Raw genomic sequence first — 10,208 nt, 5'->3', positions numbered from 1 at the left:
AGGCTCCAGGTCGTGCCCGCCCGCTCGCCCTCGCCGTTCACGATCAGCTCCAGCGACCAGCGGCCCTGCGCGTCGGTCGTCGCCTCGACCTTCTGCGTCACCACCCGCACGCCGCCGTCGAATATGTCCGAGCCCTGAAGCGTCGCGACGATCTTGCCCGCCGCGATCGGCGCCAGCGTCGCATCCATCAGCACGCCCCTGACTGTGGCTTTGTTCGGCATCTCACCCTCTCCTCATCCGAATGGCGCGCCATTATCCGGGAGCGCCAAGCCGGTTGCGCAGAACCGGCCTGCAACGGCCGCATCAGGACGCGTCCTCGGCCAGGAGGCCGCCTGGGCATCGCAACCCGATATCGCTGGACAGACAGCCGCTTCACCGCAGTCATCGCAATCCGCGCCCTCGTCCCGCGGACGAATGAACGCCGAGACGAGCTAGCCGGCGGCGATCAGGCGGATGGCACGGTCCTGTTCCATCAGCCACAAGAGCAGCCGCACGGCCTGGCCGCGTTCGCTCTCCATCGCCGGGTCGCGCTCCAGGAAGCTCTGCGCATCCTTGCGCGCCAGCGCCATCAGCCCGGCCTGGCGCTCCAGATCGGCGATGCGGAAGCGCGGCAGGCCGGATTGCGCCGTGCCGATCACGTCGCCGGCGCCGCGCATCGCCAGATCCTCCTCGGCGATGCGAAAGCCGTCCTCGGTCTCGCGCAGGATCGACAGACGCCGCCGCCCGGTTTCCGACAGCGGCTCGTGATACATCAGCAGGCAGCTCGAGGCACCCGAGCCACGCCCCACCCGGCCGCGCAGCTGGTGCAATTGCGCCAGGCCGAAGCTTTCGGCCCGTTCGATCACCATGATCGTCGCCTCGGGCACGTCCACGCCGACCTCGATCACCGTGGTCGCGACCAGGATGCGCGCCCGGCCGGCGGCGAAATCGGCCATGGCGGTGTCGCGCTCGTCGGGCGGCATCTGGCCGTGGACCAGCCGCACCTGCTCGCCGAACCGCGCCCGCAGCTCCTGGAAGCGCGCCTCGGCTGCGGTCAGGTCCACGGCCTCGCTCTCCTCGACCAGCGGGCAGACCCAATAGGCCCGTGCCGCGCCGTCGAGCGCCCGGGCCAGATGCTCCACCACCTCGCCCATGCGCGCATCCGAGATCACCGTGGTGCGGATCGGCTGCCGCCCCGCCGGCTTCTCGTCCAGCACCGACAGGTCCATGTCGCCGAATTGCGCCAGCGCCAGCGAGCGCGGGATCGGCGTCGCCGTCATCACCAGCATGTCGGGCGGCTGATGCCCACCCTTGGCACCCAGCTCCATGCGCTGGTTGACGCCGAACCGGTGCTGCTCATCGACGATGGCCAGCCGCAGGTCGTGGAACGCGACGGTTTTCTGGATCACCGCATGGGTGCCGACCAGGATGTCGATCCGCCCCTCGGCCAGGTCGGCCAGGATATTGGCGCGCGCGTCGCCCTTGTCGCGGCCGGTCAGCACCTCCAGCCGGATGCCGGCCAGCCGCGCCAGCGGCTCCAGCGCGCGGAAATGCTGGCGGGCAAGGATCTCGGTCGGGGCCATCAGCACGCCCTGCCCCCCCGCCTCGACCGCGACCAGCAGCGCGAGGAAGGCGACCAGCGTCTTGCCGGCCCCGACATCGCCCTGGAGCAGCCGGTTCATCCGCCGCGGCGCGGCCATGTCGGCGGCGATCTCCTCGACCGCGCGGCGCTGCGCCCCGGTCGGCGGCCAGGGCAGCCCGGCCAGCACCTTGTCGCGCAGATGCCCGTCGCCCTGCGTGGCCAACCCCGCCTGCCGCCGCCGGTCGCGGCGCAAGAGCGCCAGCGTCATCTGATGCGCAAACAGCTCGTCATAGGCCAGCCGCGCCCGGGCCGGATCAGTCGGCGACAGGCCGGCCGGCCCTTCGGGCGCATGGGCGCGGGCCAGCGCCTCGGCCCAAGCCGGCCAGCCCTCGCGCGCCTGGACCGAGGCGTCGATCCATTCCCCCGCCTGCGGCAGCCGTGTCATCGCCGCCTGCACCGCCTTTTGCACCACGCCCTGCGTCAGCCGGCCGGAGAGCGGATAGACCGGCTCGAAATCCGGCGGCGGGTCCGAGCCCTCGGCACCGATATGGTCGGGATGCACCATCTGCGCCATGCCGTCGAACAGCTCGATCTTGCCAGAGACCAGCCGCCGCGCGCCGGCCGGCAGCTGGCTCTCGATCCAGTCCTTGCGCGGATGGAAGAAAACCAGTTGCAGATCGGCGCTGCCGTCCGAGCAATGCACCCGCCAGGGCCGGCCCTTGGCCGTGGGCGGGCTGTGGCGCTGCACGGTGATCGCCACGGTGACGATCTCGGGCGGGCGGGCCTCGGCCAGCCGGGCGATGCGGCGGCGGCGAATGCCGGAATGCGGCAGGGTCAGGATCAGGTCGCGCAGTCGCGTCACGCCCATCTGGGCAAAGGCCTCGGCCGCGCGCGGCCCGACGCCCGGCAGCGTCTCGACCCCCGCGAACAGCGGGAACAGCGCCGGCGGGCGACCCGGCGTCACCCCCGGGCGATCGCCAGCCATTCGTCCTCGTCGATGACCTTGATGCCAAGCTCGGCCGCCTTCTTCGCCTTTGACCCGGCCCCCGGCCCGGCGATCAGCAGGTCGGTCTTGGCCGAGACCGAGCCCGCGACATGGGCGCCAAGCGCCTCGGCCCGCGCCTTGGCCTCGGCCCGGGTCATCTTTTCCAGCGTGCCGGTAAAGACCAGGGTCTTGCCGGTGATGGCGCTGTCGGTGGCGCGCTTCTCGGGCGGCAGCGGGGTCAGATGCACGACCAGCCGGTCTATCGCCGCCCGCTCGCGCGCATTGGCGAAGGCGTCCGACAGCGACATGGCCAGCACCGGGCCGATGCCGTCGGCGGCGATCAGGCCGGCCCAGGCGTTTGCCGCCTCCTCGGGCAGATCGACCTGCGCCAGCGCGGTGGCGCGGGCCTCGGAGGGACGGGCGCGGCGACCTTCGGCCGCAGCCGCCGCGCGCTCGGCCTGGGCTGCCTCTTCGGCCAGGCGATGCGCGACCGCCGCCGGTCGCGCGGTGTCCAGCGCGGCCTCCAGCGCCTCCCAGCTGCCGTAATGACGGGCGAGATCCTGGGCCGCAACCTCGCCGACATGGCGGATGCCGAGCGCGAAAAGCAGCCGCGCCAGCGGGATCTCGCGCCGCTTCTCGATGGCCTGGAACAGGCTGGCGGCACTTTTCTCGCCCCAACCCTCGCGGTTCTTCAGCTGGGTCAGCTGGCCGGGACCATAGCGGTCCTGCAGGGTGAAGATGTCGGCCGGCTCGGCAATCCAGCCGTCGCGGAACAGCTCCTCGACCAGCTTGGCACCCAGCCCTTCGATATCGAAGGCGGCGCGCGAGACGAAATGGCGCAGCTTTTCGACCGCCTGCGCCGGGCAGATCAACCCGCCGGTGCAGCGCCGGACCGAGTCGCCCTCTTCCCGGATGGCGGGCGAGCCGCATTCCGGGCAGGTGTCGGGGAATACGTAGGGCACCGCCTCGGACGGCCGCTTGGCCAGGTCAACGTCGGCGACCTTGGGAATCACGTCGCCGGCGCGATAGACCTCGACCCAGTCGCCGATGCGGATGTCCTTGCCGCCGCGGATCTCGCTGCCATCGGCACCACGGCCGGCAATGTAATCCTCGTTGTGCAGCGTGGCGTTCGAGACCACCACGCCGCCCACCGTCACCGGATGCAGCCGCGCCACCGGGCTCAGCGCGCCGGTGCGGCCGACCTGGATGTCGATGGCTTCCAGGCGGGTCCAGGCGCGCTCAGCCGGGAACTTGTGCGCCAGGGCCCATCGCGGCGTGGTCGAGCGCATGCCGAGCCGCGCCTGATAGCCTAGGTCGTTGACCTTGTAGACCACGCCGTCGATGTCATAGCCGAGCGTCGCGCGCATCTGCTCGATCTCGGCCCAGGCGGCCAGCATGTCCTGGACCGAGGTGCAGATCCGGGTCAGCGGATTGGTCTGAAAGCCGAAATCCTGCATGCGCCGCACCGCTTCCATCTGCGTGTCGGCGAAGGGCGCGCTGACCTCGCCCCAGGCATAGGCGAAGAAACGCAGCGGCCGCGCCGCCGTCACCGCGGGGTCGAGCTGGCGCAGCGAGCCTGCCGCCGCGTTGCGCGGGTTGGCAAAGACCCGGCCGCTGTCGGACCGGTTCAGCGCCTCGAAATCCGCGTGCGACATGTAGACCTCGCCGCGGATCTCCAGCACCTCGGGCCAGTCGTCGCCGGCAAGCCGCTCGGGAATGTCGGCAATGGTGCGCGCATTGGCGGTGACGTTCTCGCCCACGGCGCCGTCGCCGCGGGTGGCGGCTTGGACCAGCCGTCCGCCCTCATAGCGCAGGGACAGCGACAGCCCGTCGATCTTCGGCTCGGCGGTGATTTCCAGCGCCGCGCCGGCGGCAAGGTTCAGGAACGAGCGCACCCGCTGCACGAAGGATTCGACGTCGCCCTCGGTGAAGCCGTTTTCCAGCGACAGCATCGGCAGGCGATGCGGGATCTTGGCAAAGCGCGTGTCGGGCGCGGCCCCCACCTGCTCCGTCGGGCTCGCCTCATGCGCAAGCTCGGGAAAATACGCCTCGATCTCTTCCAGCCGGCGTTTGCTGGCGTCATACTCCGCGTCGCTGATGAAGGGCGCGTCTTCCTGATAATAGGCCAGGTTGGCGCGCGCCACCACGTCGCTCAGCCGCGCGTGCTCGGCGGCCGCTGCCTTGGCGTCCAGACCGGAGACCGGTGGCAGGGCTGCTTCCGCTGCCGGAACAGCCTGATCCTCGTCTTCTCCGGCCATCCTGCCCTCCGCCTGCCTGCTGGCCCTTGCGGGCCATGATCCGGGGAAAGGTGATACCGGGGCCGGGGCCGGATTGTCCAGCACCCGGCCGCCCGGCCCGGTCAGGCGCGCAGGGCCATGCGCTCGGCGTTCTGAAGCTCGGCCACCGGATCGCGCAGGACATAGCCCCTGCCCCAGACCGTCTCGATATGGCTCTCGCCGTTCATCGCGGCAGCGAGCTTCTTGCGCAGCTTGCAGACGAAGACGTCGATGATCTTCAACTCGGGCTCGTCCATGCCGCCATAAAGATGGTTCAGGAACATCTCCTTGGTCAGCGTCGTGCCCTTGCGCAGGCTCAGGAGTTCGAGGATCTGGTATTCCTTGCCGGTCAGGTTGACCGGCCGCCCGCCGACCTCGACCGAGCGCGCGTCGAGATTCACCACCATCTCGCCGGTGCGGATCACCGACTGGCTGTGCCCCTTGGACCGCCGGATGATGGCCTGGATCCGGGCGACCAGCTCATCCCGGTTGAAGGGCTTGGTCATGTAGTCGTCGGCACCGAAGCCGAAGCCGCGCAGCTTGCTTTCGGTATCATCCGAACCGGTCAGGATCAGGATCGGCGTGTCGATGCGGGACATGCGGATCTGGCGCAGCACCTCCATGCCGTGCATGTCCGGCAGGTCCAGATCCAGCAGGATCAGGTCGTAGTCATAGAGCTTGGCGAGGTCGATGCCCTCCTCTCCCATGTCGGTGCGGTAAACGTTATAACTCGCATTCGTCAACATCAACTCGATGCTGCGCGCCGTGGTCGGATCATCCTCGACCAAAAGGATTCGCATGATATTTCCCCTTGCTAACCAGGATACTGGCAAAATGTCTCCGCAAAAGGTTAATATCACGTTACCGGCTTATTCATCAAATATGTATCAATCTAAGGTTGCCGAAATCTTTGCAGCTGCGTGATTTTCAGCGCGTTGCGCCCATGCCGGCGAAAGGCGTTGGCCCAGGCGTCGAGTTCTTCCTCGGTCAGGCCATAGCGGCGAATCGCCTCGTCCCGGGTTAGAAGGCCGTAATGCACGGCATCGACCACCGCAGCCTTGCGACTGGCCACCCAGCGGGTCTGCGGTTCCGGCAGGTCGGCCTGGGTCAGAATGCTGCCATCGGGCAGGATCACGGTACGCGGACCGGGGGTTTTCTTCAAAAACATCGGCAAGCCCTTGTTCTCCCTGGATCCTTATGCCGCAGAGTTCTTAAGCCGAGGTGAAGTCGCGCAGGGTTTTCTGCCCGCTGCCCTTGAGAATTGCCGGATTTTACCTATAAATGTCGGGAACTGCGGGGCCAAAGCAGCGCGCGCCCCGCGAAAGGACGATCCATGACAGCGCCAAGCACTTCTCTGCGCCATGCCGCGCCAGATTCGACCGTGAATTCGCTGGGCTTTGCCAAGCCTCCGGCGCAGACGCGCGTGGTCGTCGCCATGTCGGGCGGCGTGGACAGTTCCGTGGTCGCCGCGATGCTGGCCGCCCAAGGCTATGACGTGATCGGCGTGACCTTGCAGCTTTACGACCATGGCGCGGCGCTGGCGAAAAAGGGCGCCTGCTGTGCCGGGCAGGACATCCACGACGCCCGCCGCGTGGCCGAGCGTATCGGCTTCCCGCATTACGTGCTGGATTACGAGAACAGGTTCCGCGAATCGGTGATCGAGGAATTCGCCGACGCCTATCTGGCCGGCGCCACCCCGGTGCCCTGCATCCGCTGCAACGAGCGGGTGAAGTTCCGCGACCTCTTGCAGACCGCGCGAGAGCTGGACGCGGATTGCATGGCCACGGGCCATTACATCCGCCGCTTCGACGGAGCCCAGGGCGCAGAGCTTCACATGGCCGCCGATCCCGCCCGCGACCAGAGCTATTTCCTGTTCTCGACCACCCAAGAGCAGCTGGATTTCCTGCGCTTTCCGCTGGGGGGACTGGCCAGCAAGGCCGAGACCCGGGCGCTGGCGGCGCAATACGGGCTGGCGGTCGCCGACAAGCCGGACAGCCAGGACATCTGCTTCGTGCCGAATGGCGATTATGCCAGCGTGATCGAAAAGCTGCGTCCCGGCGCCGCCGATCCGGGCGAGATCGTGGATCTGGACGGCAATGTGCTGGGCACGCATCGCGGCGTGATCCATTACACCATCGGCCAGCGCCGCGGCCTGGGCATCGGCGGCCTGGGCGATCCGCTCTATGTCGTGCGGCTGGAGCCGGAGACGCGGCGCGTCGTCGTCGGCCCCAAGCAGGCGCTGGCCACGAAGATTGTGCCGGTGACTGAGGTGAACTGGCTGGGCGACGAGCCCTTCGAGGGCGAGATTGCCATTGCCGCCCGCATCCGCTCGACCCGGCCGCCGCGCCCAGCGATCCTGCGCGTGACGGGCGACAGGCGCGCCGAGGTCGAACTGCTGGCCCCGGAAGAAGGCGTCAGCCCCGGCCAGGCCTGCGTGTTCTATGCCACCGAGGGCAGCCGCGTGCTGGGCGGCGGCTGGATCTCGCACCGGCGCGGCGGCTGAGTTCAGGCCGGGCTTCAGGCTGCCGCAGCCAGGATCCGGATGCGCTCGACCATGGCGCGCAGGCCGTTCGAGCGTTGCGCCGACAGATGTTCCTCCAGCCCCAGCCGGCCAAGCTCGGCGCTGGCATTGATCGCCGACACCTCGCGCAGCGGCACGCCGGAATAAAGCGCGTGCAGGATGGCGATCAGCCCGCGCACGATCAGCGCATCGCTGTCGCCCTGGAAGTCGAAACGGCCGCCTTCGATCCGGGGCATGATCCAGACCTGGCTGGCGCAGCCCTCGACCTTGGTGGCAGGCACCTGCAAGGATGGGTCCATCGGCGGCATCGCCTTGCCCAGTTCGATGACATGGCGATAGCGCTCCTCCCAGTCCTCCAGGAAATCGAAGGTCTCGGCGATTTCTTCAAAGGCGGGCGTGGCCATCGGGGGCATCCTCTTGCGTCGGGGGCCCCTGGCATAGCGCGATGGGGCCGCAAGGTCAAAGAGGCTTTCGCGCCCGCCCGACTTGGCCTATCACTGCGGCAAAGACTTGGGAAAACGGGGGCAGCCTTCATGCGGTCAGGAACCTTGGGCACTCTTGCCTGTGCGATGCTGGTGCTGGCCGGCTGCGGTCGCCTGGGCGACAGCAGCTTGAACCCGTTCCGCTGGTTCGGCGGCGGCACCGCCCAGCAGCAGACGCTGGAGCCCGAGGGCGGCTATCCGACCACGGTCCAGGACGGACGCCTGCCGCTGGCCCAGGTCACCGGCGCGAAATGGGAACCGCTTTATGAAGGACGGATGCTGGTCGTGACCGGGCTGGCCGGCAGCAAGGGCTGGTGGGATGTGGCGCTGGTGACCGAGGTGCCCATGCCGAAGGGACGCATCCGTCCGGACGCAAGCGGCGTGCTGCGCCTGCGCCTTGTCGGCAAGCCGCCCTTGCCGGACACCTTCGCCGCCGCCAATCCCCCCCACCCCGCCAGCGATACGGTGACGGTCGCGCTGACCATTCCCAACGCCGCCCTGGCAGATCTGCGCGAGGTGGTGATCACCGGCGCAGGCAATGCGGTCTCGCTGCGGCGCTGACACGCGGCGTCCGAGGTTCGGCTGCGCCAGGGAACCCCGGCAACGTATCGGCGGCGCAGCTGCGTCATGAGTATTTGAGGAACGAAGAAGATCGCGGTGCCGCAGTCGTCTTTTTCGTTCCTCAAATGCTCATGGCGACGTTGCCGTATCACCCTGTCCGCCAGCGGGGCGCCAACCCTCATGGTGAGGGCACCATCCTTGGCCGGTGACATAGGGCCGTTCTTACCGGAAAAAGCCCGCACGATCCATGCGGGCTTTCTCGGGATGCCGGCGGCTGCGGTCCGCTCAAGCCATCTTGCGCAGATAGGTCCAGGTCGGCACCCGCGCCTCGCGCGCCACCGACCAGCTTTCCGCATCGCCGAGATACTCGAAGCCGCAATTGGTGAGCACCCGGGCCGAGCCGGGATTGTCCTGGAACGCCTCGGCAAACAGCGTGCGCGAACCGTGCGGATTGGCCTCGACCAAGGCCGAGACCGCCTCGGTCGCGAAACCGGTGTTCCAGAATCCCGCGCCGATCCAGAAGCCGAGCTCGGATTGTTCCCGGTCGATCCGCGTCAGCGAGACCACCCCCAGAACCTCGGCCAGCTTGTTGGCAGAGCCGTCGATGGCCCAGACATCCTCGTCCCGCTCGGCCGACATGGCGCGGCGGACATAGGCTTCGGATGCGCCCGGCGGCAAAGGGTGCGGGATCGAACGGGTTCCCTCGGCCACGCGTCGGTCGGCGGTGTAATGCGCGATGAGCCCGGCATCCGATGCCCGAAGCGGGCGCAGGACGAAGCGCTCGGTCGCGATCTCGATCTGCCGCGCATCCGAGGAAATCAATTCGTTCATGTCACTATTCTCCCCCAATTACTCGCAATCATATGGGTGCGGATCCTGAAAACGCGAAGGGGACCGGCCTTGCCGATCCCCTTTTAGCACCCGAGTGTTAATATCGGCTTACTCGGCGGCCTCGAGATTTGCGGGAAGCACGGAAATATAGGTGCGGCCCTTGAGACCCTTCTTGAAGGTCACCTGACCGTCGGCCAGCGCGAACAGGGTATGGTCGCGGCCCATGCCGACGTTCTGGCCCGGCCACCAGGTGGTACCGCGCTGACGCACGATGATGTTGCCGGCAACGGCCTGCTGGCCGCCATAGAGCTTCACGCCGAGACGACGACCGGCCGAATCGCGGCCGTTGCGGGACGAACCGCCTGCTTTCTTATGTGCCATGGCTCAGTCTCCTTCTGCCTCAGTTGGCGTCTTCGGCCGAGGCTTCGGCTTTCGACTTCTTGGCTTTCGCCGGTTGCGCGGCCGCATCAAGCTTGGTGCGGGCGCCAACGGCCGGTTTCACATCGGTCTTGTCGCCGCCTTTTTCAAGCAGATCCGTGATGCGGACCAGCGTCAGCTGCTGGCGGTGGCCACGGGTGCGCTGCGACGAATGCTTGCGGCGACGCTTGACATAGGTGATGACCTTGTCGGCCTTGATGGTGTCGATGACCTCGGCCTGCACGGCCGCGCCGGCAACCAGCGGCGCGCCGACGGCCGAGCCGATCATCAGCACGTCGTTGAACTGGACCTTGTCGCCGGCTTCGGCGTTCAGCTTTTCGACGCGCAGCACGTCACCGGCCTGAACCCGGTATTGCTTGCCGCCCGTCTTGAGAACTGCGAACATTCCGTCTTTCCTTGCTCTGCCGCGTCCTTTGGCCCCTGCTTGCAGGTGTTGCCGGGGCCAGGCCCCGCCTTCGGACAGCGCACCCTTTGCCTGGGTGAAATTCAAAATATGATGCCGGCAACGGACATGCGCCCGGCCGGTCGCGGGTATATCGCGGATTCGGGCGGG

General features: G+C 67.9%; 10 protein-coding genes and 1 pseudogene. 2 read left to right on the top strand and 9 right to left on the bottom strand.

The window, feature by feature from the left end:
• The 5 genes and pseudogenes from AQY21_RS02435 to AQY21_RS02415 all read right to left on the bottom strand — a co-directional run.
• A pseudogene (locus tag AQY21_RS02435) lies at positions 1-221 on the bottom strand (hypothetical protein); the annotation flags it as partial.
• 210 nt (positions 222-431) lie between these two features.
• A complete protein-coding gene (gene recG, locus AQY21_RS02430) occupies positions 432-2,546 on the bottom strand; it encodes an ATP-dependent DNA helicase RecG (RefSeq protein WP_058096261.1) in 2,115 nt (704 codons plus the stop codon).
• Positions 2,522-4,804 (bottom strand): NAD-dependent DNA ligase LigA, encoded by a 2,283-nt coding sequence (gene ligA, locus AQY21_RS02425; protein WP_058096260.1) that lies wholly within the window; start codon positions 4,802-4,804, stop codon positions 2,522-2,524. The genes recG and ligA overlap by 25 nt, the downstream gene beginning before the upstream one ends.
• A 101-nt stretch (positions 4,805-4,905) precedes the next feature.
• The gene (gene ctrA / locus AQY21_RS02420; protein WP_058096259.1) at positions 4,906-5,622 is read right to left on the bottom strand and encodes a response regulator transcription factor CtrA; all 717 of its coding nucleotides are present in this window, start codon (positions 5,620-5,622) and stop codon (positions 4,906-4,908) included.
• Positions 5,623-5,714: 92 nt separating this feature from the next.
• On the bottom strand, positions 5,715-5,990 hold the full coding sequence (locus AQY21_RS02415) for a DUF1153 domain-containing protein (RefSeq protein WP_058096258.1): 276 nt from the start codon (positions 5,988-5,990) through the stop codon (positions 5,715-5,717).
• Positions 5,991-6,155: 165 nt separating this feature from the next.
• On the opposite strand from AQY21_RS02415, the gene mnmA reads away from it, so the two are divergent.
• Positions 6,156-7,325, top strand: coding sequence for a tRNA 2-thiouridine(34) synthase MnmA (gene mnmA / locus AQY21_RS02410; RefSeq protein WP_058096257.1), 1,170 nt, complete (start codon positions 6,156-6,158; stop codon positions 7,323-7,325).
• A 14-nt stretch (positions 7,326-7,339) separates the two neighbouring features.
• Here the strand turns inward: mnmA and AQY21_RS02405 are convergent, their stop codons facing one another.
• Positions 7,340-7,747, bottom strand: coding sequence for a SufE family protein (locus AQY21_RS02405; protein ID WP_058096256.1), 408 nt, complete (start codon positions 7,745-7,747; stop codon positions 7,340-7,342).
• Positions 7,748-7,876: 129 nt separating this feature from the next.
• Here AQY21_RS02405 and AQY21_RS02400 point away from each other — a divergent pair, with 129 nt between their 5' ends.
• Positions 7,877-8,386: a hypothetical protein gene (locus AQY21_RS02400; protein WP_058096255.1), complete on the top strand. Its 510-nt coding sequence runs from the start codon at positions 7,877-7,879 to the stop codon at positions 8,384-8,386.
• A gap of 285 nt (positions 8,387-8,671) precedes the next feature.
• On the opposite strand, the gene AQY21_RS02395 is transcribed toward AQY21_RS02400, so the two are convergent.
• The 3 genes from AQY21_RS02395 to rplU all read right to left on the bottom strand — a co-directional run bounded on the left by AQY21_RS02395 (position 8,672) and on the right by rplU (position 10,145).
• Positions 8,672-9,217 (bottom strand): GNAT family N-acetyltransferase, encoded by a 546-nt coding sequence (locus AQY21_RS02395; RefSeq protein ID WP_058096254.1) that lies wholly within the window; start codon positions 9,215-9,217, stop codon positions 8,672-8,674.
• A gap of 108 nt (positions 9,218-9,325) precedes the next feature.
• Entirely contained in the window at positions 9,326-9,598 is a 273-nt protein-coding gene (gene rpmA / locus AQY21_RS02390) for a 50S ribosomal protein L27 (protein ID WP_058096253.1), read from the bottom strand.
• Positions 9,599-9,617: 19 nt separating this feature from the next.
• Positions 9,618-10,145 carry a 50S ribosomal protein L21 gene (gene rplU, locus AQY21_RS02385; RefSeq protein WP_238986671.1) on the bottom strand — a complete coding sequence of 176 codons (528 nt, stop codon included), beginning with the start codon at positions 10,143-10,145 and terminating at the stop codon, positions 9,618-9,620.
• Between the last annotated feature and the right edge of the window lie 63 nt (positions 10,146-10,208).

This window comes from Paracoccus sp. MKU1 (genome assembly GCF_001447385.1).
GTDB lineage: Bacteria > Pseudomonadota > Alphaproteobacteria > Rhodobacterales > Rhodobacteraceae > Paracoccus.
Note: the sequence above shows the minus strand (reverse complement) of the source record. Positions and strands in the feature narration are given on the sequence as shown.